Genomic DNA, 24566 nt, shown 5'->3' on the forward strand with positions numbered 1-24566 from the left:
CACGATGACGACCACCCTCACCGGGCAGGTGCGGGACACATCGGACGGTGCGGCGGCGCGCGAACCCCGCCGCCGCACCGGGCGTGTCCGCCGCGTCGCGCTGCCGTACCTGCTGCTCCTGCCCGCCCTGCTCCTCGAACTCCTCGTCCACCTGGTGCCGATGGTCATCGGCATCGTGATGAGCTTCAAGGAACTCACCCAGTTCTACATCCGCGACTGGGGCACCGCCCCCTGGTCCGGCTTCGGCAACTACAAGGTGTCGGTGGACTTCGACGCCCCCGTCGGCCAGGCCCTGCTCCACTCCTTCTTCGTCACCGTCGGCTTCACCCTGCTCTCGGTCGGCCTGTGCTGGCTGATCGGCACCGCCGCCGCGGTCTACATGCAGGACGCCTTCCGCGGCCGTGGCCTGCTGCGCGCCCTGTTCCTGGTGCCGTACGCGCTGCCGGTCTACGCGGCCGTCATCACCTGGGTGTTCATGTTCCAGCACGACAACGGCCTGGTGAACCACGTCCTGCACGACCAACTGCACCTCACCGACAAGCCCTCCTTCTGGCTGATCGGCGACAACAGCTTCTACGCGCTGCTGATCGTGCACGTGTGGAAGGGCTGGTCGTTCGCCTTCCTCATCGTGATGGCCGGCCTGCAGAACATCCCGAAGGAGCTGTACGAGGCGGCCGCGCTGGACGGCGCCGGCATGTGGCAGCAGATCCGCCGCATCACCCTGCCCTCCCTGCGCCCCGTCAACCAGGTACTGATCCTGGTCCTCTTCCTGTGGACGTTCAACGACTTCAACACCCCCTACGTCCTGTTCGGCAAGGCCGCACCCGAGGCCGCCGACCTCATCTCCGTGCACATCTACCAAGCGTCCTTCGTCACCTGGAACTTCGGCACCGGCTCCGCCATGTCCGTCCTTCTCCTGCTCTTCCTGCTGGTCGTGACCGGCGTGTACCTCGTGCTCACCTCACGCGGACGGAGGTCCGCCGATGTCTAGGACCCAGGCCCAGGCCTCCCCGATGGCACCGCCACGCTCCTTCCTGTGGTCCCGGCGGATCTTCCTCACCCTGCTCACCGGCTTCGTCCTGACCCCCGTGTACGTCATGGTCTCCAGCTCGCTGAAGCCGCTGGCCGACGTCACGGGACAGTTCCGCTGGCTGCCCAGCGGCCTGACGATCCGCCCGTACATCGACATCTGGTCGACCGTCCCGCTCGCCAAGTACTTCATGAACTCGCTGATCGTGGCGGGTGCGGCGACGATCTGCTCGGTCGTGATCGCGGTCTTCGCCGCGTACGCCGTGAGCCGCTACAGCTTCCGGGGCAAGCGCGTCTTCACGGTCACGGTCCTGTCGACGCAGATGTTCCCGGGCATCCTCTTCCTCCTCCCCCTCTTCCTCCTCTACGTCAACATCGGCAACGCCACCGGCATCGCCCTGTTCGGCTCACGAGGCGGCCTGATCCTCACCTACCTGACCTTCTCCCTCCCCTTCTCCATCTGGATGCTGATCGGGTACTTCGACTCGGTGCCGCGCGACCTGGACGAGGCGGCACTCGTGGACGGCTGCGGCCCGCTCGGCGCGCTGTTCCGGATCGTCGTGCCGGCCGCGATCCCCGGCATCGTCGCGGTCGCCGTCTACGCCTTCATGACCGCCTGGGGAGAAGTCCTCTTCGCGTCCGTCATGACCAACGACGCCACCCGCACCCTCGCCGTCGGTCTCCAGGGCTACTCCACCCTCAACGACGTCTACTGGAACCAGATCATGGCCGCCTCGCTGGTCGTCAGCGTGCCCGTGGTCGCGGGCTTCCTGCTCCTCCAGCGCTATCTCGTCGCCGGTCTGACGGCGGGCGCCGTCAAGTGATCAACACCCCCCATTCCGAAGGGACTTCCGTGTCCGAACGCATCGACCTCGCCGCACTCCCGCACGACTTCCTGTGGGGCACGGCAACAGCGGCGTACCAGATCGAAGGCGCCGTCGACGAGGACGGCCGTTCACCGTCGATCTGGGACACCTTCTCCCACACCCCCGGGAAGATCGCGAACGACGACAACGGCGACGTCGCCTGCGACCACTACCACCGCTGGCGCGAGGACATCGCCCTGATGCGGGAACTCGGCACCAACGCCTACCGGCTGTCGGTCGCCTGGCCCCGCGTGATCCCCACCGGCACGGGCCAGGTCAACGCCAAGGGCCTCGCCTTCTACGACCAGGTGGTGGACGCCCTGCTGGAAGCGGACATCACCCCTTCCGTCACCCTCTACCACTGGGACCTGCCGCAGGCACTCCAGGACCGCGGCGGCTGGCCCGAGCGCGAAACGGCGTACGCCTTCGCCGAGTACGCCTCGGCCGTCGCCGCCCGCCTCGGCGACCGCGTGAAGCTCTGGTCGACCCTCAACGAGCCCTCCTGCTCCGCCTGGATCGGCCACCTCGAGGGCAAGATGGCCCCCGGCTGGACCGACCTGACCGCCGCCGTCCGCTCCTCCTACCACCTGCTCCTCGGCCACGGCCTCGCCACCCAGGCCGTCCGCGCCGCGGCCCCCGACGCCCAGGTCGGCATCGTCAACAACCTCTCCACCGTCTTCCCCGCCACCGACCGCCCCGAGGACGTGGCGGCCGTCCGGCGACACGACGGCCACGTCAACCGCTGGTGGCTCGACCCGATCCACGGCCGGGGCTTCCCCGCCGACATGGTCGAGACCTACGGCGTCGAACTCCCCGAACAGCCCGGCGACCTGGAGACGATCGCCGCCCCCCTGGACTGGCTCGGCCTGAACTACTACTTCCCGGCCTACGTCACCGACGACCCCGACGGCCCGGCGCCGTACGTCCGCTCGATCCGCCGCGAGGGCGTCCCGCGCACCGGCATGGACTGGGAGATCGACGCCGACGGCATCGAGACCCTGCTCCTGCGCCTCACCGAGGACTACGGCGCCCGCAAGATCTACGTCACCGAGAACGGCTCCGCCTACCCCGACGTGGTCCGCCCCGACGGCACCGTCGACGACCCCGAACGCCAGGAGTACCTCCTGTCCCACCTGGCCGCCTGCGCCTCCGCGGCCCGCAAGGGCGCTCCGCTCGCCGGCTACTTCGCCTGGTCCCTGCTGGACAACTTCGAGTGGGCGTACGGCTACGAGAAGCGCTTCGGCCTCGTCCACGTGGACTACGACACCCAGGTGCGGACCATCAAGGGCACCGGCCGCCGCTACGCGGACATCGTCCGCAGGCATGGGGGTATGGGACGCCGGGCCGCCTGAGCCGGGGCCCGGAGGGCCGGCGGGCATGGGTGAGGGGGCCCGTGCCCGCCGGTGTGCAACTCGACCGACGGCGACTTCGGCGCCCCTGCCACGGGCGAGCCGCACGAGGGACGACCCGGCGCCGTGCGGGATCGACACCTACGTACATCCGGTCCTCAACCGGTCGGCACGCGCAGCTCGGCCCATACGGTTTTGCCCGGTGCGGCCGGGCGGGGAGTGACACCCCAGTCGTCCGCCAGGGCGGCGACGAGGTGGAGGCCGCGGCCGGACTCGGACAGGGAGCCGGGGGTCGGGGGAGTGGGCGACGGCTGTTTCTCGGCGCGGGTGTCGGTCACCTCGACGCGGAAGGTGTCCTCGGCAAGGGTGAGTTGGAGGTGGAAGTCCCGGCCGGGGACGTGACCGTGGCGTACGGCGTTGGCGGTGAGTTCGGCCGTGATGAGGGTGAGTTTCTCGTTGGCCGGGGCCGTGTAGGGGTGGCCCCAGTCGTTCAGGCGGTGCGAGACGAGTCGGCGGGCGAGGCGGGCACCGCGTGGGGTCGAGGTGAACCGCATGATGAACTCGCGCTCAGGTGCGGCGTGCCGCGGCATATGCCCGTTCGGGGGAGTTGCTGACTTCATGTGGTCAACGCTCGCGGACTCTGCGTAGCGTTGAACAGGAGCGATGCGCTGACGGGTGCGGGCTGTACGCGTCGGCTGTGCGCTTGTGTGCGGCGCGGGGCGTGACCGGTTCCTGAGACCGCGCGTTGGGTGAAGGCCGGTGACTGTGACGGTCGTACGGGAGGAGCCGCGGCGTGGACGACGAGGTTCAGCAGCCGGAGTACGAGTTCGGGTCGGGCGTTCTGTGCGTGTTCGGGCGGCAGTTGAAGCTGTTCCGGGAGCGGGCGGGGATGGACCGCGCCAAGCTCGGGTCGCTGACCGGGTACTCGGCCTCGACGATCGCGTCGTTCGAGCAGGGCAGACGGATTCCGCCGCCGAAGTTCATCGACCGGGCGGATGAAGTGCTCGGGGCGGGCGGGGTGTTGAGCGCGAGCAAGGAGGAGGTGGCTCGGGCTCAGTATCCGGCGTTCTTCCGGGATGCGGCGCGGTTGGAGGCCAAGGCGGCGGCCCTGCATGTGTATGCGACCAAGGCTGTACCGGGGCTCTTGCAGACGGAAGAGTACTCCCGAGCGGTGTTCTCCATGTGGCGTCCGCTGCTGGACGAGGAGACGATCAACCAGCGGGTCGCAGCTCGCCTGGCGCGCCAGGAGATCTTCTCCCGGACCCCGTTGCCCACCATCAGCTTTGTCATCGAGGAGTTCGTTCTGCGGCGACCGCTCGGTGGATGGGCCGTGATGCAGGGCCAGTTGGAGCAGATTCTGCTGTACGGGCAGCGACGTAACGTGGAAATCCAGATGATGCCGATCGAGCGGGACGAGCATGCTGGGTTGGAAGGCCCCTTCACCTTGATCGAGACGTACGAAGGGCAGAGGATCGCCTACGTGGAGGCGTACAAGGACAGCCGTCTCTACACGGAGCGGAGGCAGGTTCGGGAGATCGAGGAGCAGTACGGCATCCTCCGGGCCCAGGCGCTCACTCCGCGCGAGTCGCTGGCCCTCATCGAGAAGTTGCTTGGAGAGAGATGAACGCCCAACAACTCATAAAGCCGGTATCTGAGTCGGCCTGGTTCAAGAGCAGCTACAGCACGGGTTCAGGCGGCGAATGCGTCGAGGTCGCCGCCGGCCCCGGCACGGTTCACGTCCGGGACTCGAAAGACACAACCCGTGCTGCACTGGCCGTAGAACCCACGGCCTGGACCGCGTTCGTCCAGTTCGCGGCACTCTGACAGGGGAGGGTCCTCGGTAGGCGTGTGCTTGCCGAGGGCCATCCTGAGGCGGCCCGAACTGAGTGGACAAAGCTTGGTCAGTGGAGGGCGGAGCTACTGTAGGTTCCTGCTATGAATCAGGGCAATGTGAGCGAGAACCCCGAATCGCGCTTCTCCGCGGTGCTGGTGGGCTCAGCCAGGCTTCCGGGCGTGCGTATCCACAGGGAGGCATACCTCCGGAGGGCGCTGGCACGCTATTGCTCCGAGGACGAGATCCGCAGAGCGGTCGAAGAGACCCCCGCGGCGGCGGGTATCTCTGTCGACGTTCTGGACAGAGCGGCCAACGACTCCATCCGCTACGAAACCGCCAAGGCCAGCGCTCTCTCCGCCGCTGCCGGGCTACCCGGTTTCATAGCCCTTCCCGCCACCGTGCCCGCCGACATGGCCCAGTACTTCGGTCACATGCTGCGTATCGCGCAGAAGCTCGCCTACCTCTACAGCTGGCCAGATCTGTTCGCCGACAACGGCGATGACGTCGACGACGCGACCATGGGGGTACTCACGCTGTTCCTCGGCGTGATGTTCGGTACCCAGTCGGCGAACGCCGCTGTGGGGAAGGTCGCGGGGATGATGGCGGAGCAGGTCGCCAAGAAGCTGCCCCAGAAGGCACTCACCCAAGGCGTCATCTACCCCATAGTGAAGAAGGTCGCGGCCTACATCGGCGTCGAGATGACGAAGCAGACCTTCGCGAAGAGCGTCTCGAAGGCCATCCCCGTCGTCGGGGCCGCTGTTTCCGGCGGGCTCACCTTTGCGACCTACCGTCCCATGGCCAAGCGGCTGAAGAAGCACCTCTCCGACTCGGAACTGGCGAAGCCGACGCACCGAGTCTTCGTTGTGGAAGCCGAGGAAGTCCACGAGTCCTTCGTCGCGGAACATGCTGAGGGCCATGCCTCGGACGGAACCGACGTCAGGGCAGAGGGCCCTCGGCCCTAGCCTGCGTTCGATGATGGCTGGGCAGTACCACGTCTGCGTCGGTACAAGGGGGCGCTACCCGCACCACCAGCTACGGCACCCCCGACGTCCAGCACCATGGCGGCGATGCGGGGCGGAGCCCCCGCATGCTCTGACCTGTACACGGGCCTAAACGACCGGGTTCGGCGGGACCACCACGGGAGGTCCGGTCACGATCGTCGTATTGATCGGTCCGGTCGCTCCGGTTGCTCCGGTTGCTCCGGTTGCTCCGGTGGGGCCGAGGTCTCCGTTGGCTCCGGTTGCTCCGGTTGCTCCGGTGGGGCCGAGGTCTCCGTTGGCTCCGGTGGCTCCGGTAGCCCCGGTTGGGCCGGTGGCCCCGAGGTCTCCGTTCGCTCCGGTGGCTCCGGTAGCCCCGGTTGGGCCGGTGGCCCCGAGGTCTCCGTTCGCTCCGGTCGCTCCGGTAGCCCCAGTTGGGCCGGTTGCCCCGAGGTCTCCGGTAGCTCCGGTGGGGCCGAGGTCTCCGTTCGCTCCGGTAGCCCCGGTGGGGCCGGTGTCTCCGGTCGCTCCGGTCGGCCCAGTTGGGCCGGTGGCCCCGGTGGCCCCGGTGGCCCCGGTGGGGCCGGTATGGCCGGGGTGCGGGCAGTCCGAGTGGTGGCAGCCGCCGTCTGGTGAGGCGCCAGGCTGTTGCATCGCGCTGGCTCCCGGGCTGATGACGCCGGTGAACAGCACGGCGATCAATGCTGCTGTGCTACCGACGGCCAGGCGCACGCTGCGCCGAGGCAGAGGTCCTAGAGGATGAAGCTTCACGGTGTCTTTCTCCTGGGGATGGTGACTGGATAGGTGGACCTGGCCAAGAAGCGCCGAGCTCAGGACTTTGTCCGGCTACGCGCCTTCCTCGCCACCGCCGACCGCTACGGCCAGCGGTTGCTCGACGACCTTCGTCCAGGCCATGCGCGGGTGCTGCCAGTGATGTGGTCCCGGAACTTCAGGCACCGGCAGCGCACCGTTTCGTGGGAGACGGTCACATCGTCCTGGAGCGTCAGCTCCCCGACCTGGCGGAAGCTGAGCGGGAAACGGAGGTACGGCGACGGCAGTTGTGCGATGACATCCGCCGAGCAGCGGGTGCCCTCGTATGACGCCGACCCGGACAACGCCGTCGCTCCCCTCCCGACATGAGGATCAATCGACCGCGACCTGCGCACCGACCGGTTGGCCGGGTTGCGCCGGTAACGGCACCTCGTCATGGTGCGCAGACCGCATAGGGGGTGACATCGGTGTAGTTGTGGCTCTGGTTGTCGGCGAGGACCTGCCAGGTGTTGCCGACGGGGCGGCTGGTGGTTTCGACCGGTGGGACTGCGCCGCCGCTTTGCTGGTATCCGCCGCCGGTGACGACGTGGCCGGCGGGGCAGGTGGCGGTGGCTACGACCGGGATTCTGGCGGTGGCCACCCCGAAGGGGTTGGTACCGACGGTGACGGTGGCGGTGACGGTGCCGGTGGCGGTGTCGATCACCGACACGTTGTTGGAGTTCTCGTTGTTGACGTAGGCGCGGGTGCCGCCCGGGCTGAACGCCACTGCGATGGGGCCGGTGCCGGCGGGGATGGTGGCGGTGACGGTGTTGGTGGCGGTGTTGATCACCGATGCGTCGTTCGAGGTGAAGTTGGCCGTATAGGCGGTTTTGCCGTCCGGGCTCATCGCCACCGCTTCAGGGTTGGTGCCGACGGGGATGGTGGTGGTGACGGTGTTGGTGGCGGTGTTGATCACCGACACGTTGTCCGAGAGGTCGTTGCTGACGTAGGCGCGGGTGCCGTCGGGGGTGAACACCACGCCGTCGGGTTGGGTGCCGACGGGGATGGTGGCGGTGACGGTGTTGCTGGACAGGTTGATCACCGACACTGAGTTCGCGCCCTGGGCGGTGACGTAGGCGGTGGTGCCGTCCGGGCTGACCGCCACCGCGCTGGGGCCGAGGCCGACGGGGATGGTGGTGGCGACGGTGTTGGTGGCCGTGTTGATCACCGAAACATTGCTCGAACCCGTATTGGTGACGTAGGCGGTGGTGCCGTCCGGGGTGAACGCCACCCTTAGGGGTTCGGTGCCGACGGGGATGGTTGCGGTGACGGTGTTGGTAGTCGTGTCGATCACCGACACGGTGTTCGCGAAGGCGTTGGCGACGTAGGCGCGGGTGCCGTCCGGGGTGAACGCCACTCCTGCGGGGTGGTTGCCGACGGGGATGGTGGTGGTGACGGTGTTGGTGGACAGGTTGATCACCGACACGGTGTTCGCGCCGACGTTGGTGACGTACGCGAAGCTCCCTGACGTCGCGGCCCAGGCCGGGACGGCCGCCGTCATCGGCAGTGCCAACGCCCCCGACAGGGCCAGCCCCGCCATCAGGGCACGTCGCCAAACCCCACAGCGTGAGGGCCGACCAGTGTCTGTATCGTGCCCTGCCGGGCCGGGCAGTCGTCGTTTCCCAGGACTCAGCATCGCCGTACCTCTCGCTCGAAGAACCGGAAGGGTGGCGACGCAGGCCCCGGGCCGGAACAGCCCGTGCCATGACGACAGTTGCGACCGCCAGGCCCCGCAACCGCGGCCACCACCCGGGCCCACGGCTGCGGCTCCGGATCGGCCGCGTGCTATCACATCTCATCACCGACACGCCGACACCTCATCGGCCGCAGCGGCTGCACCCGCGCCGGCAGAACCTCGAAGACCACAGGTCACCGCTCGTCAGCGTAAGCGCCATAGTGGGAAATATGGCGATTCAACACCTTTTTGTTCACGTGCTCCCGCCCGCGGGCAAGTACGCGGGCCGCCGGTGGTCAGGCCCGCACCCGTGCCGTTCGATCTGCACCGCCGGTGACGGCGCGGGGGCGGCTGCTCGCCATCGCCGTGGCCTGGCGACAGCGCGGCGGGCGGTCGTCCTGGTCAACTCCGGCGTTATGCGGTGGAGTGGGGCGTCTCGTCGGCAGGGCCGCCGGCTCTGAGGATTCGCCGCGAGGCCGGGACCGCTGCCGGGTGGGCGCCGAGTACGCCGCGGGCCCGCAGCTCGTCCAGGTCGGGGAGACGGACTCCGGGGAGGGAGTCGAGCGGGTCGGCCTGCGCGGCACGAATGCCGTGCGCGAGCTGTGGGCCGGTACCAAGGGTGCGGCGGGCTGTCACGCGATCATCGTACGGGCGACGATTGCAGCTCTGTCCGGCACCCAGCTCAGAGGAGCTTTTGGGGAGAGACGGCTGAGGGGGAGGCGGCGAGTAGCGGGATCCGGGCCCGTCCAGATGTTCCCCGAGGCCGTACCTGTACGCGGTGAGCTTGTACGTGGTGGTGGGCGTGACCGTTTCCCGCGCTGTGAGTTGGACGGCCGAGGCGGTTGGACTTCACCTGCAGGACCGCAGGTTGGTCAACGCATTCCTCCGAAGTCGGTGCGTGGGCGGTGAGGCGTGGGCGGTCCCGCGCGTGGGCGTGTCGGTGGCTTGATCACCGGGAGTCAGGCGCACCCGTCCAAATGCCGGAGACTCTGGGCGGGGCGAGTGGCAGGATTTGCCGGTCGAAGAACTCGTGAAATCCCTCAGCGCGCTCGTAAAGCGCGTCAAATCCACTGGTGGTTTCCCGGACCAGTTCCCGTTCCGTGAAACGGTTGGCGCCCGCCGCGTTCCCGTCATCGTCGTAAACGACTTCGTACATGACGACGTCCCCGAGAATCACCACTTCGGGAACCGGGCGCTCCTTCTCGATGTCCGAGATCTTGCGGGCATCGAGCACTTTGATGTCATCGCCCAGATCTACGCGCACCCGCAGCACGAAGAACTCCCACTGCACGTACGGCGTGATCGGGAATTCCACGACGCGGAGGCGGCGGTGCGGAATGCCCAGCCGCGCCGCCTTCTGGAGTTCCTGCGCGTAGTCGTCGCGTCTCTCGTCGGCGAGGGACACTGCTCTCGTCCAGTCGCCGGCGGCGAAAGCCTCCCAGCTGGCGAATCCCCGCTCCTTGAAATGCTGCCCGCGTTCGAGCTTGTTCAGGAAGCCGATGCCGCTGTTGTAGAACCGGCCGAAGTCCGCGTGGTACGTGGGGCGATCCATGCGCTCGGAGACCCCGCTGGGGAAAGAATCAAACACTGGGGATATCCGGTTTCGCCGCGACAAGCATGTTCCTCGGGATGACCACGAGTCTTTCATCCGCCCCGATCGAGACCCCTTCGGGCAGGTTCTCGCCGAGCGACTGGGTGAGATCCCGGCCGATGACGGCGATGTCTCCGTTGGCGAGTTCCCAGATGTCGGGGCAGTCAGGCGTGCCGGTTGTGTTCCCCAGGTCTTGCGGTGATTTCCCCAGACGCCGCTTGAAAGTCGTGGTCGGATCCGCTTCCCATGGCCTGGTCACTGCCGTCGCCCCCTCGATCGGTCGGGTGGCGATACTGTAGCGCCCGCCATGCTCGCCTGACCATGCGGTAAGTCAGGCCCGGGGTCCAAATGGCGCCGAGCGATGCCTCCTTGTCTCGTCTTCCTCAAGAGTGGAACGATATTGATCGGTGGCGGCATCGCGCAAACACCTGGCCAGCGCGACTTTTCAGCCATGCTGTCGGAAAATCGAGTGAACGGAGGGGTGACTTTGGATCCGGAGATGACCTCGCTCGCTCAAGGCGCAGGAACCACCTTGGTCACGCTGATGGCAACCGATGCGTGGCATCGCACCCGTGAGGGGCTCACACAACTCTGGCGTCGGATGCAACCAGAGCGTGCCGAGACCGTAGCCGCCGATTTGGAGGCTGGCCGCGAGGATGTTCTGGCAGCCATGGTGGCGAACGACCAGGAGACGTTGAACGAACTGCGTCTGCAGTGGCAGGGGACGGTACGGCGCCTGATCGTCGCTCAACCTGCCGCCGCCGAGGAACTGCGCAGGTTGCTGGACGAACTCGATCCCGGCGGCACGGCCGCCAGGCAGGTCACGCAGCATGCCACAGCGTCCGGTCAGGCCCGGATCTACCAGGCAGGACGAGACCAGCACATCACCGAGCGATGACGGGCGGGATGGACGGTCGTGCCGAGGACCGGGGGCGTGTCTACCAGGCATCGGGCGACCAGCACATCAACGAACACCACCACTACGGCGGCGACACGACCGGACCGAGTGGCCCGGACTCAGTGCGCCGCCCGGCGGTCGGGCGGCCTCCAGCAGTCCTGCGCGACCGCGCCGAGGTGATGGCACGCCTGCGGGCAAGCGTCGAAGTGAGGTGTGGCGGCGACGCCTACGTGCTGTACGGCATGGGCGGCTGCGGCAAGACGGCGGTTGCTCATGCCTTCTTCCATGTGGCCACCGGTGAGTACGGCCGGGCGGGCCTGTGGGTCAACGCCTTTGACCGTGCGAGCCTGCGCGCCGGCATGCTGGCCGTCGCCGCAGACCGGGGTGCGGGCGACGGCGAACTGCTGGCTGCCCGCAATGGCCTCCGTCCCGCAGCGGATCTCGTCTGGCAGTATCTCGACCGCTCCGCCGAGCCTTGGCTGCTGGTACTCGACAACGCCGACGAGCCGGAGATCCTGCGGGACGGCAGCTGGCTGCGCACCAGCCCACGCGGCACTGTCGTGGTGACCACTCGGCGAGCAGCCGCTCGTTGGTGGCCAGGGGCTGAATTGCAGCACATTGGCGTACTACCGCGGGAGGACGCCGCACTTGTCCTGTGCGACCTCGCCCCGCACAGTGGTACGGCGGAGCAGGCGGCGCAGATCGCGGACCGGCTCGGGCGGCTGCCACTTGCCCTCACACTGGCCGGCGGTTTCCTCTCCCATCAAGTGCTCGATCCCTGGACGATGGATGCCTACGGTCACCATCTCGACGGAGAGGAACGAGTCCAGCTCATCGACCAGGGAGCTGACGCGTTGTCCGAGGCGGACCCGCGGCACCTGGTCGGCCTGACCTGGCAGCTGACACTCGACACGTTCGAGGAGCGCGGGCTGCCCGAAGCGGCGGCGCTGCTCAGACTGCTGGCCCGGTTCGCTCCGGAGCCGCTGCCGCTGTCCCTGCTCAACCGCGCCGACATCAGTGGCGTCCTCCCCCACGCCCGAACCGAAACAGCCCTGAGAGCCCTGCTCGACCAGTCGCTGACCGAACTGGTCGACGTCGGCGTGCGCTGCGTACAGAGCCATGGAGTACTGCTCGACAGCGTTTCGGCCGCGACACCTGCGGAACGAATGCCCGCTCTCAACACGACGGCCGTCCGGCTGCTCGACGCGGCCGTTCCCGGCGTACCCGACGCGGGTCCCTACGATCCACAGCTGCGACTGCTGGTGCCTCATGCGCTCGCTTTGTTGCGACGCATCGGCGAACCGTCGGCTCTGGCCGATGCCTTGGCCGTCGCGACGCGGCTGTCGGTCACCTTGCATCGCACCGGGGACTACCTCTCGGCCTGGGAGACCTCGCGTGCCGCGGCGGACCTCGCACAGCAGCTGCTCGGCGTGGATCACCGTCTGGTACTGGCCGCCCGTTCCCGGGCCGGCCGGGCGTTGTTCCGACTGGGCAAGTACGCCGAAGCCGAGGCGTCGCTCCGCAGCGTCCGTGAGACCCAGGAGAGACTGTTCGGGGCCGACGACCCCGACACCTTGGACAGCGGATACGGCCTTCAGCTCGTGCTGGGGAACCTCGGCAGGCGCGAGGAATCGCTCGCACTTCTCCGGGCCACCGTCACCGGCCGGCGAACGACACTGGGCCCCGCGCACCCACTGACCCTGCGCGCCCGCGCCAGTCTGCTGGAGATGCTGCCCGCCTCCGAGGTGGTCACCGAAGAAGGCGGCGCCCTGCTTTCGCTGCCGTCGGAATGCGCCAGGCTCCTCGGCCCCGATCACACGGTCACACTGGGCGCTGGGCACAACCACGCTTGGGCGCTCTACCTCCTGGGCCGTTTCGATGAGGCCGATCAGGAAATACGGCTGGTCGCCGAAGCGTATGTGCGACGCTTCGGCCCCGAGTACCCGATCGTGCTCGCTGCCCGGCAGCTTTTCTCCCGAACCCGTTCCGCGCTCGGCCACGTGGACGTGGGGATCGAGCTGATGACCGATGTCCTCGCACGACGGGAACGCAGCCTGGGCGCCGATCACCCCTTCACGGTCGCGAGCCGGCAGCTGCTGGACGAGTACCGATCGGGTCGGTGGCGTCCGTGCCAACCGCCCGGCGGATGACAACGGGATGCGCGACGCTGCGTTCTCTTCGATGGCGACCGAGCCGCTCGCGGCAATCCCGCACCAGGCCTGACCACTCTCACCTTCAGTCGTACGGAGATCCACTCGCCCATGTCCATGAACCGCATCGCCCTCCGCCGCGCCGGCACCTTCACCGCCCTCACCGCCGCAGGCCTGCTCGGCGCGGCCGGTGTCGCCTCCGCGCACGTCACCGTCCATCCGGAGAGCTACACCAAGGGAGCCACGGACGGAGTGCTCACCTTCCGTGTCCCGAACGAGGAGGACAGTGCCTCCACCACCAAGGTGCAGGTCTTCCTGCCCACCGACCATCCGGTGCTCGGTGTCCTCGTGCACCCGCAGGACGGCTGGACCGCCAAGGTGACCAGCACCAAGCTCAAGACGCCGGTGAAGACCGACGACGGCACCATCACCGACGCCGTCTCCGAGATCACGTGGACGGGTGGGAAGATCGGGGCGGGGGAGTACGAGGACTTCGACGTGGCCTTCGGGCAGTTGCCCGACGACACCGGCCAGTTGACGTTCAAGACGCTGCAGACCTACTCCGACGGCAAGGTCGCCCGCTGGATCGAGGAGCCTTCCGGTGGGGAGGAGTCGGAGAACCCGGCGCCGGTGCTCGGGCTCACGGCCGGTGGGGAGACGAAGGCTCCGGTGGCGAAGAGCGAGGCGGCCGGTACGGCCAAGGCCGCCGGTGCGAGTGACTCGACGGCCCGGGGGCTCGGAATCGCCGGGCTGGTGGTCGGCGCGCTCGGCCTCGCCGCGGCGGCGTTCGCGCTCGTGCGAGGGCGGGCGGAGCGGTCGTAGGCGCGCAGGACAAGGAGAAGGGCTCGGACCGTCGGCGGTCCGAGCCCTTTTCGTTGTCGGCTGTCTCAGCGTGCCGCCAGCTCCAACTCCAGCACCCGCGCCTCCGGCACCCGCGCCTCCGGCACCTCCTCCTGCGATGTCCCGCGTGTCTCCCCGCGCGAGTTCAGCCACAGCCACACCACGTCCCGGCCGAAGGACCACACCAGCGAGCCCAGCGCGGCCAGCACGATCGCGAGGTTCGCGAGATGCGGGAGCAGCTCCGCGCCGGCCAGGAGCAGGCAGATGCCCTGCACCGCGGCGACCGTCTTGCGGGCGAAGGACGGGGGGAGGGGGGCGTTCAGCCAGGGGGCGACGCGGGACACGGCGACGAAGACGTAGCGCATGCCGCCGATCATCAACACCCACGGGCCCAGTCGCATGGACACGTACACGCTGAGTACGAGGATCAGAAACGCGTCGACCTCCATGTCGAAGCGGGCGCCCAGCGCGGACGACGTACCCGTGCGGCGGGCCACCTTGCCGTCGACGCCGTCCAGGAGGAGGGCGACGGCGGTCAGGGCGACCAGCAGCGTCACCGGCGGCGCGCTCTCGAAGGAGTCCGCGACCAGCGCCGTCACCCCGCCGACGAGCGTCGCCCGGCCGAGGGTGACGCGGTTCGCGGGGCCGAAGGAGCGCAGCCGGGAGCGGTGCAGGGCGCGCGAGAGGACCGCCCAGGTGGCGAACGCGAAGGAGAGGCCGGTCAGCCAGCCGGCCGGGCCCAGGCCGATGACCGCGCCGAGCAGGACCAGGAGCAGGACCTGTACGCCCGCTCCCACCGCGGTCTCCTGCTGGAGCCTCGCGTCGTACGTGTTGTTCAGGGCCACCGCACATCCTCCGGCCGAGTGACAGAGTCGATCAACGCCGCGTACTGTGCGCGGCCTGTGCACTTCTCGGTACGTGAACAACTTCCCGAGCGTTCAGGAGGATGCCGATGACGCGGTCGGCCCGCGCTTTCTGGCTCCGCTCTCCCGGCCACGGTGAGCTGCGCGACGTCACCCTCCCGGAGCCCGGCGAGGGCGAGGTGCTGGTGCGTGCCCTGTACTCCGGTGTCAGCCGGGGCACGGAGACGCTCGTGTTCCGCGGGGGCGTACCCGAAAGTCAACACGCCGTGATGCGGGCGCCGTTCCAGGAGGGTGACTTCCCCGCACCGGTGAAGTACGGCTACCTCAGCGTCGGCGTGGTGGAGGAGGGGCCCGAGGGGCTGATCGGGCGTACGGTCTTCTGCCTGTACCCGCATCAGAGCCGATACGTCGTTCCGGCCGGCTCCGTGACCGTCGTGCCCGAAGGGGTACCCGCAGGGCGGGCCGTGCTCGCGGGCACGGTCGAGACCGCGGTGAACGCGCTCTGGGACGCCCGCCCCCTCCTCGGCGACCGGATCGCCGTCGTCGGCGGCGGCATGGTCGGCTGCTCGGTGGCCGCGCTGCTCGCCCGCTTCCCCGGCGTACGGCTGCAACTGGTCGACGCCGACCCGAACCGGGCGAAGACCGCCGAGGCTCTCGGTGCCGGCTTCGCCCTGCCCGGCGACGCCCTCGGCGAGTGCGACCTCGTCGTCCACGCCAGCGCCACCGAACAGGGCCTCACCCGCGCCCTGGAACTCCTCGCGCCCGAGGGCACGGTCGTCGAACTGAGCTGGTACGGCGACCGGCGCGTCAGCCTCCCGCTCGGCGAGGCCTTCCACTCCCGCCGGCTCACCGTGCGCAGCAGCCAGGTCGGCACCGTCTCCCCGGCCGCCCGTCCGGGCCGCGGCTACGCCGAGCGGATGGCCCTCGCCCTGGACCTCCTCGCCGACCCGGCGCTGGACGCGCTGATCACGGGGGAGAGCGCCTTCGAGGAACTCCCCGAGGTCATGCCGGGGCTCGCCTCCGGCGAGATCCCGGCCCTGTGCCACCGCATCAGGTACGGCGAGGTGCCCTGACCTGAGAAAAAGGGTGGGAGCGGGCTGAACGCGGGGAAGTGAGGAGCCGTACTAGATGTCATCCCCCGTCAGGAAACGGCGGGGGCGTCAGACGCACCGCACCTGGAGGGTCGTCCGTTGTTCAGCATCACCGTCCGCGATCACATCATGATCGCCCACAGCTTCCGCGGCGACGTGTTCGGGCCCGCGCAGCGCCTGCACGGCGCCACCTTCCTGGTGGACGCCACGTTCCGCCGCGAGCAGCTGGACGAGGACAACATCGTCGTCGACATCGGCCTGGCCACGCGGGAACTCGGCGCCGTCACCGCCGAGCTGAACTACCGCAACCTCGACGACGACCCCGACTTCGCGGGCGTCAACACCTCCACCGAGTACCTGGCCAAGGTCGTCGCCGACCGCCTCGCCGAACGCATCCACAAGGGCGCGCTGGGGGAGGGCGCCAAGGGCATCGCCGGGATCACGGTGACCCTGCACGAATCCCACATCGCCTGGGCGAGTTACGAGCGTGGCCTGTGACCGACCTGACCGTGCGCAGGGCACGGACCGCCCACCAGCCCGCGAAGCGCGCCGCCCTCGAGAACGGCGGGATCGTCCCCATGTCCCTGCGCACCCTGCACTTCGTCATGCCGGGCGGTGTCGACGACCCGGCCGCGCCCAGCGGCGGCAACGCCTACGACCGCAGGGTCTGCCTGGACCTGCCCGGCTTCGGCTGGCAGGTCGTCCGGCACGCCGTTCCCGGCGGCTGGCCCGCCCCGGACGCCGTCGACCGCGACGGACTCGCGCGCGTGCTGCGGGAACTGCCCGACGACACGGCGGTCCTGCTGGACGGGCTGGTCGCCTGCGGGGTGCCGGAGGTCGTCGTGCCCGAGGCCGGACGGCTGCGGCTCGCGGTCCTCGTGCACCTGCCGCTCGGCGACGAGACCGGCCTCGACGCGGCCGTGGCCGCCGGCCTCGACACGCGTGAGCGGGCCGTGCTGCGGGCCGTGCCCGCGGTGATCGCCACCAGCGACTGGGCGGTCCGCCGCCTCGTCTCCCATCACGGGCTCGCCCCCGAACGGGTGCACCGCGCCGCTCCCGGCGCCGACATCAAGCCGCTCGCCCCCGGCACCGACGGCGTCTCCCACCTGCTGTGCGTCGCCGCCGTCACCCCGCGCAAGGGCCAGCACCGGCTGGTGGAGGCCCTCGCGGCGGTACGGGACCTGCCGTGGACCTGCGACCTGGTCGGCGGTCTCGGCCACGACCCCGGGTACGTCGCCGATCTGCGCGCCCAGATCGAGCGGTACGGCCTCGCCGGCCGGCTGCGCCTGACCGGCCCGCGTTCCGGCGCCGACCTCGACGCCAGTTACGCCGCCGCCGACCTGATGGTCCTCACCTCCTACGCGGAGACCTACGGCATGGCCGTCACCGAGGCTCTCGCCCGTGGCATCCCCGTCCTCGCGACCGACGTCGGAGGCCTGCCCGAGGCGGTCGGCCGCGCCCCCGACGGCGGTGTCCCCGGCATCCTCGTCCCGCCGGAGGACCCCGCCGCGCTCGCCGCCGAACTGCGCGGCTGGTTCGGCGAGGCCGACGTACGCCGCCGGCTGAAGGCCGCCGCGCGCGCCCGCCGCGCCGCCCTCGACGGCTGGGCGAGCACCGCCCGCAGCCTGGCCGCGGTTCTCGGCGCCCTGCCCGGGACACCGAGGAGGGCGGCATGAGGAACACGAGCGGTACGGGCACACGGAGTGCGAGTGAGGCGCGTACCCAGGACGTCACCGGGAACGCCGAGGTCATTCCCGGTGCCGGACCCGTCGTCCGGCCCGTCGTCGGGCCCGGTGAGCGAGCCACCGTGCGGCTGAGGGACGGTGGCGCCGAGGAGGAACCGGCGCGGTACGCGCCCGAGTGGCTGCGGCTGCGGGAAGGCGCCGACGCGGCAGCCCGCGCCGAGGAGTTGCTGGAACCGCTGCGCAAGACGCTCACCGGCGAGCCGGGCCGGGCGGGCGGCGGTCCGGTCGTCCACGATCTGGGCTGCGGCACCGGCTCGATGGGCCGTTGGCTCGCGCCCCGGCTGGACGGCGCCCAGCACTGGGTGCTGCACGACCGGGACCCGTACCTGCTGCACTTCGCCGCCGCTGCCTCCCCGACCACTGCCGCCGACGGCAGCCGGGTCACGGTCGAGACCCGGCGCGGTGACCTCGCCCAGCTCACTCCGCAAGCGCTCACCGGGGCCTCGCTGGTGACGGCCTCGGCCCTGCTCGACGTCCTCACCCGCGAGGAGGCCGAGGCCCTCGCCGCCGCGTGCGCCGGTGCCGGCTGCCCGGTGCTGTTCACCCTGTCCGTCGCCGGACGCGTCGAACTCACCCCGTCCGACCCGCTGGACGCCGAGATCACCGAGGCGTTCAACGCCCACCAGCGCCGTGGCGGCCTGCTCGGCCCGGACGCGGTCACCGTGGCCTGCGAGGCACTCTCGGCGCGCGGAGCGACGGTACGACTGCGGCCGAGCCCCTGGCGACTGGGCCCGGCGGAGTCCGCGCTCACCGCCCAGTGGCTGCGGGGCTGGGTCGGCGCGGCCGTCGAGGAACGGCCCGAGCTGCGTGAGCGCGCCGAGCGCTACCTGCGTGAGCGCCTCGCCGCCTGCGAGGCCGGTGAGCTGCGGGTCGTGGTCCACCACAGCGACCTGCTCGCTCTGCCAGGGGCGACAGGAGGGGCGGCGTCATGAGCCCTCGTACGGCATTCGCGCCGGCCCCCGAGCTTACGAGCGCCGAGCAGGCCCCTGTGAACCCCGGCGGCCCCAACGCCCTTGAGCCTTCCGCCACTTCCCGCCCCCGTCACGCGCTCCGCACCCACCTCGGCACTCTCACCGGTGCCGCCATCCTCGCCCTGCTCCTGTGGCGGCTCGGCACCGGTGTTCTCCTCGACGGGCTCCGCAGGATCGACACGGCGACGGTGCTCGTGGCGCTGGGCGTCGGCGTCGTGACCACCGTGTTCAGCGCGTGGCGCTGGCAGTTGGTGGCCCGGGGCCTGCGGATCCGGCTGCCGTTCGGGCCGGCCGTGGCCGACTACTACCGGGCGCTGTTCCTGAACGCGGCTCTGCCGGGCGGGGTGCTCGGGGACGTGCACCGGGCGGTCCGGCACGGGCAGAGTGCCGGGGACGTGCGGCGGGGCGTGAAGGCGGTCGTGCTGGAGCGGGTCGCCGGGCAGGTGGCGCTGGCCGTGTTCGGTGCGGTGGCGCTGCTGTCGCTGCCGTCCCCGGTGCGGGACGACGTCCGCGGCTTCGCCCCGCTGGTGGCCCTGGGCGTGGTGGGTGCGCTCGCCGTCGTCCTCGCCGTCCGGCTGAACCGGGCGCCCTCCCGTCGCGGCGGCGCCCTGCAGACGGTGCTCGGCGAGGCGCGCCGGGGCCTGCTGTCCCGGGAGAGCGGGCCGGGCGTCGCGCTGTCCTCGGCGGTCGTGCTGGCCGGCCACCTCGCGATGTTCGTCGTCGCGGCAAGGGTCGCCGGATCCGGGGCCTCCGTACCGGTGCTGCTGCCGCTCGCGGTGCTCGCCCTGGTCGCCATGGGCCTGCCACTGAACGTCGGCGGTTTCGGGCCCCGCGAGGGTGTCACCGCCTGGGCGTTCGCCGCGGCGGGGCTCGGCGCGAGCAGCGGTGTCGCCGTCGCCGTCGTGTACGGCGTGCTGAGTTTCGTGGCGAGCCTGCCCGGCGCCGTCGTCCTCGTCGCCCGCTGGTACGGCGGGCTGCGCGGTCACCCCCGGGATTCCCGGAGCAGCTCGAAATACGGTCCGAACGCCTCCGCCAGGCCGGCCAGCAGTTCCTTTCCCTTTTCCGCGGACCCCAGGGAAGGACGGCCTATGACGCCCGATTCGGTATAGGCGGACATTCCCGTGGTGAGCAGATGGCGGCGGTCGTCCGCCGTGAAATCGGCGGACTCGTGACCAGGGCGGACGAATTCGGGATGAGCGTGCAGCAGAATCGAGGTCTCGATTTCCCCCGCGTGCATGTCCGTGAGCAGCGAGGTGACCACTCCCGCCCGCACCCGGGCCGCCTCCCAGTCCTCGGCGGCCGGGAACAGCGCCATCCGCTCACCGCGCGCCGAGGCCTCCTGGACGACGTTGCCGAGCACGTAGTTGCCGCCGTGCCCGTTGACGACGACGAGCGCGTCGACGCCGGAGCGGCGCAGCGAGGCCGCGATGTCCCCGACCACCGCGTGCAGGGTGACGGCGGAGATGCTGACGGTCCCCGGCCAGGCCGCGTGCTCGTGCGAGCATGAGACCGTCACCGGAGGAAGGAGGTGCACCGGATAGCCGGCGGCGATCTCCCGCGCCACGGCACAGGCGACGAGGGTGTCGGTCGCCAACGGCAGGTAGGGGCCGTGCTGTTCGAAGCTGCCGACGGGAAGGACGGCGACCTGAGGTGAAACGCCCGCCCCCCGCGCCCGTACGTCCTGCGTGGTGTCCGCCGGAATCACCCCGTGCGCGACCGTCCGCCCGCCCGAACCACTCATCTTTTCCCGGCCTTTCGTCTCTGCTTAGGAATCAGATCATGACAGAAGACATCGACGTCCTCGGCACGAAGTCAGCGAAGTCCGAGAAGTCCGCGCGGCGTTCGGGTGCGGAACGCGTCGTGAACACCCCGCTGCCCACCGTGTACGGGGAATTCCGGGCGATCGGCTTTCTGGACCACGACCGCGGTGACGAGCATGTCGCCCTGGTGTACGGCGAGATCGGCACCGAGAACGTGCTGACCCGGCTGCACTCGGAATGCCTGACCGGGGACGCGTTCGGCTCCCGGCACTGCGAGTGCGGCGACCAGCTGGCCTCCGCACTGCGCGCGGTGGCCGCCGAAGGCAGCGGCGTCGTCGTCTACCTGCGGGGCCACGAGGGCCGCGGCATCGGCCTGCTGGCCAAACTGCGCGCGATGGCGCTCCAGGCGGAGGGCCTGGACACGGTCGAGGCGAACCTGGCGCTCGGGCTGCCCGTCGACGCCCGCGACTACGGGGTGGCGGCCGGGATCCTGCGCGATCTCGGTGTGCGCTCGGTCCGGCTGATGTCCAACAACCCGCGCAAGCACGAGGCGTTGACCCGGCACGGCATCCAGGTCGCCGAGCGGGTGCCGCTGCTGATCGAGCCGTGCGAGAGCAACATCACCTATCTGCGGACCAAGCGCGAGCGGCTGGACCACATCCTGCCCCACCTGGACGCGGTCGCCCACGGCTCCTGACGCGTGCCCCGGCGCGCCGTCTGACTCAGTCCGTCAGCGCCTCGTGCACCAGGCGCCGCAGCTCCGGGAAGACCTTGAGCCTCTTCGGGCGGACCTGGGTCATGAACTGCACGGTCAGATCGCGGCGGGGGGCGACCCAGAACGCGGTGGTCGCGACGCCGGTCCACCCGTAGGTGCCGGGGCTGGAGGGAGCGAGGGTGCGGGACGGGTCGGTGACGACGGAGACGTTGAAGCCGAACCCGAGGCCGTCGTTGCCGCGTTCCTGGTGGGCGGGGGCTCCGAAGGCGCGCAGGAGGGCGCCGCCGGGGAGCTGATTGCCGGTCATCTCGGCGACGCCGGTCGGGGACAGCAGACGGGTTCCGTCCAACTCGCCGCCCCGGCGCAGCATCTCCATGAACCGGTGGAAGTCCCCGGCCGTGGAGACCAGGCCCCCGCTGCCGGACAGGAACCGGGGCCGGCCGCGCACCGGCAGCCCGGGGATCGGCTCGATGCCGCCGTCGTCCGTCTCGCCGTACAACTTGGCGAGCCGATCGGCCTGTTCGGGCGTGATGTGGAAGCCGGTGTCGGTCATGCCGAGCGGGCGCAGGATCCGCTCGGTGAAGAACGCGTCCAACGGCTGCCCGGAGACCACCTCGATCACCCGGCCCAGCACGTTGGAGGCGACCGAGTAGTTCCACTGCGTGCCCGGCTCGAACTGCAGCGGCAGACGCGCGTACACCGCGACCGTCTCGGCGAGGTCCGCGCCCGGCGGCACGGAGGACTCCAGGCCGGCCTCGCGGTACAGGGCGTCCACGGGATGCCTGAAGTAGAAGCCGAAGGTCAGGCCCGCCGTATGGGTGAGCAGGTGCCGGATCAGGATCGGGCCGGCCGCCGGGCGGGTACGGACGTCGGCGCCCGAACCTCCCTTGTACACCCGGGGGTCGGCGAACTCGGGCAGATACCGCGCCAGCGGATCGTCGAGGGACAGCCGGCCCTCCTCCGCCAGCAGCAGCACCGCGACCGCCGTGACCGGCTTGGTCATGGAGTAGATCCGCCACAGCGTGTCCGGCTCGACCGGAAGTCCGGCCGCGAGGTCGCGGTGCCCGTACGTGGTGAGGTGGGCGACACGGCCGCAACGCGCCACGGCCACCAGAAAGCCGGGCAGGCGCCCCTCGTCGACGTGATCGGCGAAGTGCCGGTCGAGGCGGTCGAGAGCCTTCGCGTCCAGACCGGCCGCACCCGGGTCGACGTCCTGCCGCAGCTGTGCCATCGCTCTCCTCCGGTCGCGTCGTACGCGTGCGGTCCGGCCCGCTCCGCCGGGACGGCCTCACACCCTCATCGTCGCGCAGGAACAGCGGCGCGGACCCGTTCATCAGGGGGTTTTGTGATCGACATGACGTCGGGCCCCCGGCACGGGAATGGGCGGCTCACCCCGACGGGTTTTCCTGGGTATGACCCAGGACCCGAAGCAGGACGCACTGCTCGAACTGCTCTCCGCCGGGCACGGCGGCGTGCTGGTCACCCTCAAGAGTGACGGCCGCCCCCAGCTGTCCAACGTCGGCCACGCCTACTACCCGGACGAGCGGATCATCCGTGTCTCGGTCACCGACGACCGTGCCAAGACCCGCAACCTGCGCCGCGACCCGCGCGCCTCGTACCACGTCACCAGCGGTGACCGGTGGGCGTACACGGTCGCCGAGGGCATGGCGGAACTGTCACCGGTCGCCGCGGACCCGCACGACGAGACCGTGGAGGAGCTGGTCAGGCTGTACCGGGACGTCGTCGGTGAGCACCCGGACTGGGACGACTACCGGGCCGCCATGGTCCGCGACCGCTGCCTGGTGGTGCGCCTGCGCGTCGACCGGGCGTACGGCGTCCCGACCCGCTGACCCGCGGTTCGCCCCGGTCGGGCCTCGACGCCGCCGTGCCGGCAGGCTCTCAGGGCGATACGTCTAGGCCGGGGCCCGGTCCGCCGTGAGGTAGGCGATCACCAGGTCGCCGAGCATGGTGCGGTAATGGTCCCGCCGGGCCGGGTGCACCAGGTCGCGGCCGAACAGGGTGCCGAAGGTGTGCCGGTTGGCGACCCGGAAGAAGCAGAACGAACTGATCACCGCGTGCAGGTCGACGGCGTCCACGTCGGCCCGGAACAGCCCGGAGTCCTGCCCGGCCGCCAGGATGCGGCGGATCGCGTCGAGCGCCGGGGAGCCGAGCCGCCCGAGCTCGCGGGAGGCGGCCAGGTGCTGGGCGCCGTGGATGTTCTCCATGCTGACCAGACGCACGAAGTCCGGGTGCCGCTCGTGATGGTCGAAGAGCAGCTCGGCCAGCCGGCGGATCGCCGCGACCGGGCCCAGATGCGCGACGTCCAGCTGCCGTTCGGCCTCGCGGAGCACGCCGTACGCCCGCTCCAGCACGGCCGTGAACAGCTGCTCCTTGCCACTGAAGTAGTAGTAGATCATCCGCTTGGTGGTGCGGGTGCGGGCCGCGATCTCGTCGACGCGGGCGCCGTCGTAGCCGGTCCGGGCGAACTCCTGGGTCGCCGCATCGAGGATCTCGGCCCGGGTGCGGGCGGCGGCCCGCGCCCGCCCGCCGGGTGGTGCCGGTTCGTCGACGCTGGCCATCGGGTTCCTTCGGGCGCGGGGCGGATGCCGGTGGTGGCGGGACATGTGCCGGTGATTCCGGGCAAGTGCCGGTGACGCGGGACAAGTGCCGGTGATTGTAGAGGCAGGCCCCCGCCCGGTGAGAGGCGGCCGAGCCACGGGTGCGGCCGACCGCACCCACCGGTCGTACGACCGCGGCCCGGGTCACACGAGGTGACCCGGGCCGCGGACACGGCGGTGGTGCCGTCACGCGTGTCTGTTCCACTCGGCGATCACGGGCCACCCGTGCTCCGTGGACAGCCGGCTCACCGTGCCGGTCGCCAGCTGGAACAGGCGGCCGTCGGCGGGCGGCAGGCCCAGCCGGCGGGCGGTGAGCACCCGCAGGAAGTGGCCGTGCGCGACCAGGACGACGTCACCGCCATCCGCGGCGAGGACCTTCTCCAGCCGGTCGAGCACCCGGTCGGCGCGTTCCCCGACCTGCTCGGGCGCCTCGCCCAGGCGCCCCCCGGGACCGGGCGGAACGCCGTCCGTCCACAGGTTCCAGTCGGGGCGGGTGCGGTGTATCTCGGCGGTGGTGACGCCCTCGTAGCCGCCGTAGTCCCACTCGTGGAGGTCGGGGTCGGTCACGGTCCCGGTCAGGCCCGCCAGTTGGGCGGTGCGTATCGCGCGGTCCAGAGGGCTGGTCAGCGCCTGGGCAAAGGTCCGTCCGGACAGGAGCGGAGCGAGGGACTTGGCCTGTTCCTCGCCGCGCGTGGTGAGCGGCAGGTCGGTGTAGCTGGTGTGCTGCCCCGACAGGCTCCACTCCGTCTCGCCGTGGCGGACCAGCAGAAGGTCGCCCACAGGA

25 protein-coding genes and 1 pseudogene are annotated in these 24566 nt (G+C 70.3%); 16 read left to right on the plus strand and 10 right to left on the minus strand.

Annotated features, from left to right (window positions below):
* Positions 1–4: 4 nt before the first annotated feature.
* Genes ACWD5D_RS29565 through ACWD5D_RS29575 form a run of 3 tightly spaced genes read left to right on the plus strand, consistent with a single transcriptional unit; the run spans position 5 to position 3247 of the window.
* Positions 5–991 carry a carbohydrate ABC transporter permease gene (locus ACWD5D_RS29565; RefSeq protein ID WP_451375814.1) on the plus strand — a complete coding sequence of 329 codons (987 nt, stop codon included), beginning with the start codon at positions 5–7 and terminating at the stop codon, positions 989–991.
* A gap of 22 nt (positions 992–1013) precedes the next feature.
* Complete coding sequence (locus ACWD5D_RS29570; RefSeq protein ID WP_451375880.1) at positions 1014–1853, plus strand: carbohydrate ABC transporter permease; 840 nt, start codon at positions 1014–1016, stop codon at positions 1851–1853.
* A 29-nt stretch (positions 1854–1882) separates the two neighbouring features.
* Positions 1883–3247 (plus strand): GH1 family beta-glucosidase, encoded by a 1365-nt coding sequence (locus ACWD5D_RS29575; protein WP_451375815.1) that lies wholly within the window; start codon positions 1883–1885, stop codon positions 3245–3247.
* Positions 3248–3402: 155 nt separating this feature from the next.
* Here ACWD5D_RS29575 and ACWD5D_RS29580 read toward each other — a convergent pair whose 3' ends face one another.
* Entirely contained in the window at positions 3403–3864 is a 462-nt protein-coding gene (locus ACWD5D_RS29580; RefSeq protein ID WP_451375816.1) for an ATP-binding protein, read from the minus strand.
* 173 nt (positions 3865–4037) lie between these two features.
* Between ACWD5D_RS29580 and ACWD5D_RS29585 the strand changes: the two genes are divergently transcribed.
* The 3 genes from ACWD5D_RS29585 (at position 4038) to ACWD5D_RS29595 (ending at position 6040) form a co-directional block, all read left to right on the plus strand.
* Positions 4038–4868 carry a helix-turn-helix domain-containing protein gene (locus ACWD5D_RS29585; protein WP_451375817.1) on the plus strand — a complete coding sequence of 277 codons (831 nt, stop codon included), beginning with the start codon at positions 4038–4040 and terminating at the stop codon, positions 4866–4868.
* Complete coding sequence (locus ACWD5D_RS29590) at positions 4865–5068, plus strand: DUF397 domain-containing protein (protein WP_451375818.1); 204 nt, start codon at positions 4865–4867, stop codon at positions 5066–5068. The genes ACWD5D_RS29585 and ACWD5D_RS29590 overlap by 4 nt, the downstream gene beginning before the upstream one ends.
* A 111-nt stretch (positions 5069–5179) precedes the next feature.
* Positions 5180–6040, plus strand: a complete 861-nt coding sequence (locus tag ACWD5D_RS29595; RefSeq protein ID WP_451375819.1) for a hypothetical protein — start codon at positions 5180–5182, stop codon at positions 6038–6040.
* Between the two features lie 1219 nt (positions 6041–7259).
* Here ACWD5D_RS29595 and ACWD5D_RS29600 read toward each other — a convergent pair.
* The 4 genes from ACWD5D_RS29600 to ACWD5D_RS29615 all read right to left on the minus strand — a co-directional run bounded on the left by ACWD5D_RS29600 (position 7260) and on the right by ACWD5D_RS29615 (position 10390).
* The gene (locus tag ACWD5D_RS29600) at positions 7260–8405 is read right to left on the minus strand and encodes a YVTN family beta-propeller repeat protein (protein ID WP_451375820.1); all 1146 of its coding nucleotides are present in this window, start codon (positions 8403–8405) and stop codon (positions 7260–7262) included.
* 549 nt (positions 8406–8954) lie between these two features.
* Complete coding sequence (locus ACWD5D_RS29605) at positions 8955–9176, minus strand: hypothetical protein (protein WP_451375821.1); 222 nt, start codon at positions 9174–9176, stop codon at positions 8955–8957.
* 313 nt (positions 9177–9489) lie between these two features.
* Positions 9490–10128 (minus strand): DUF6879 family protein, encoded by a 639-nt coding sequence (locus ACWD5D_RS29610; protein WP_451375822.1) that lies wholly within the window; start codon positions 10126–10128, stop codon positions 9490–9492.
* Positions 10121–10390, minus strand: coding sequence for a hypothetical protein (locus ACWD5D_RS29615; RefSeq protein WP_451375823.1), 270 nt, complete (start codon positions 10388–10390; stop codon positions 10121–10123). Before ACWD5D_RS29615 ends, ACWD5D_RS29610 begins: the two co-directional genes overlap by 8 nt.
* 228 nt (positions 10391–10618) lie before the next feature.
* On the opposite strand from ACWD5D_RS29615, the gene ACWD5D_RS29620 reads away from it, so the two are divergent.
* From ACWD5D_RS29620 to ACWD5D_RS29630, 3 genes are all read left to right on the plus strand, one after another.
* Positions 10619–11029, plus strand: coding sequence for a hypothetical protein (locus tag ACWD5D_RS29620; RefSeq protein WP_451375881.1), 411 nt, complete (start codon positions 10619–10621; stop codon positions 11027–11029).
* On the plus strand, positions 11026–13179 hold the full coding sequence (locus ACWD5D_RS29625) for a tetratricopeptide repeat protein (RefSeq protein WP_451375824.1): 2154 nt from the start codon (positions 11026–11028) through the stop codon (positions 13177–13179). The genes ACWD5D_RS29620 and ACWD5D_RS29625 overlap by 4 nt, the downstream gene beginning before the upstream one ends.
* Positions 13180–13290: 111 nt before the next feature.
* On the plus strand, positions 13291–14001 hold the full coding sequence (locus tag ACWD5D_RS29630; RefSeq protein ID WP_451375825.1) for a YcnI family copper-binding membrane protein: 711 nt from the start codon (positions 13291–13293) through the stop codon (positions 13999–14001).
* 65 nt (positions 14002–14066) lie between these two features.
* Here the strand turns inward: ACWD5D_RS29630 and ACWD5D_RS29635 are convergent, their stop codons facing one another.
* Positions 14067–14864: a CDP-alcohol phosphatidyltransferase family protein gene (locus tag ACWD5D_RS29635; protein ID WP_451375826.1), complete on the minus strand. Its 798-nt coding sequence runs from the start codon at positions 14862–14864 to the stop codon at positions 14067–14069.
* 107 nt (positions 14865–14971) lie between these two features.
* On the opposite strand from ACWD5D_RS29635, the gene ACWD5D_RS29640 reads away from it, so the two are divergent.
* From ACWD5D_RS29640 to ACWD5D_RS29660, 5 genes and pseudogenes are all read left to right on the plus strand, one after another.
* Positions 14972–15955 (plus strand): dehydrogenase, encoded by a 984-nt coding sequence (locus ACWD5D_RS29640; protein WP_451375827.1) that lies wholly within the window; start codon positions 14972–14974, stop codon positions 15953–15955.
* A gap of 117 nt (positions 15956–16072) precedes the next feature.
* Positions 16073–16471 (plus strand): 6-pyruvoyl trahydropterin synthase family protein, encoded by a 399-nt coding sequence (locus tag ACWD5D_RS29645; protein WP_451375828.1) that lies wholly within the window; start codon positions 16073–16075, stop codon positions 16469–16471.
* A complete protein-coding gene (locus tag ACWD5D_RS29650) occupies positions 16468–17649 on the plus strand; it encodes a glycosyltransferase family 4 protein (protein ID WP_451375829.1) in 1182 nt (393 codons plus the stop codon). Before ACWD5D_RS29645 ends, ACWD5D_RS29650 begins: the two co-directional genes overlap by 4 nt.
* Positions 17646–18650 (plus strand): methyltransferase domain-containing protein, encoded by a 1005-nt coding sequence (locus ACWD5D_RS29655; RefSeq protein WP_451375830.1) that lies wholly within the window; start codon positions 17646–17648, stop codon positions 18648–18650. The genes ACWD5D_RS29650 and ACWD5D_RS29655 overlap by 4 nt, the downstream gene beginning before the upstream one ends.
* Positions 18647–19570: pseudogene (locus tag ACWD5D_RS29660) on the plus strand (lysylphosphatidylglycerol synthase transmembrane domain-containing protein); the annotation flags it as partial. The gene ACWD5D_RS29655 and the pseudogene ACWD5D_RS29660, both read left to right, overlap by 4 nt.
* Before the next feature lie 101 nt (positions 19571–19671).
* Here the strand turns inward: ACWD5D_RS29660 and ACWD5D_RS29665 are convergent.
* On the minus strand, positions 19672–20430 hold the full coding sequence (locus tag ACWD5D_RS29665) for a creatininase family protein (RefSeq protein ID WP_451375831.1): 759 nt from the start codon (positions 20428–20430) through the stop codon (positions 19672–19674).
* 38 nt (positions 20431–20468) lie between these two features.
* Here ACWD5D_RS29665 and ribA point away from each other — a divergent pair, with 38 nt between their 5' ends.
* Positions 20469–21146: a GTP cyclohydrolase II gene (gene ribA / locus ACWD5D_RS29670; protein ID WP_451375832.1), complete on the plus strand. Its 678-nt coding sequence runs from the start codon at positions 20469–20471 to the stop codon at positions 21144–21146.
* A 25-nt stretch (positions 21147–21171) separates the two neighbouring features.
* Here the strand turns inward: ribA and ACWD5D_RS29675 are convergent, their stop codons facing one another.
* Positions 21172–22395, minus strand: coding sequence for a serine hydrolase domain-containing protein (locus ACWD5D_RS29675; protein ID WP_451375833.1), 1224 nt, complete (start codon positions 22393–22395; stop codon positions 21172–21174).
* A gap of 181 nt (positions 22396–22576) precedes the next feature.
* On the opposite strand from ACWD5D_RS29675, the gene ACWD5D_RS29680 reads away from it, so the two are divergent.
* A complete protein-coding gene (locus ACWD5D_RS29680; protein ID WP_451375834.1) occupies positions 22577–23014 on the plus strand; it encodes a PPOX class F420-dependent oxidoreductase in 438 nt (145 codons plus the stop codon).
* A gap of 63 nt (positions 23015–23077) precedes the next feature.
* Here the strand turns inward: ACWD5D_RS29680 and ACWD5D_RS29685 are convergent, their stop codons facing one another.
* Both ACWD5D_RS29685 and ACWD5D_RS29690 read right to left on the minus strand, forming a co-directional pair.
* Positions 23078–23743, minus strand: coding sequence for a TetR/AcrR family transcriptional regulator (locus ACWD5D_RS29685; protein ID WP_451375835.1), 666 nt, complete (start codon positions 23741–23743; stop codon positions 23078–23080).
* A gap of 225 nt (positions 23744–23968) precedes the next feature.
* Positions 23969–24562 carry a histidine phosphatase family protein gene (locus tag ACWD5D_RS29690; RefSeq protein WP_451375836.1) on the minus strand — a complete coding sequence of 198 codons (594 nt, stop codon included), beginning with the start codon at positions 24560–24562 and terminating at the stop codon, positions 23969–23971.
* Between the last annotated feature and the right edge of the window lie 4 nt (positions 24563–24566).

The sequence above is a fragment of the Streptomyces sp. NPDC002520 genome, from assembly GCF_053595235.1.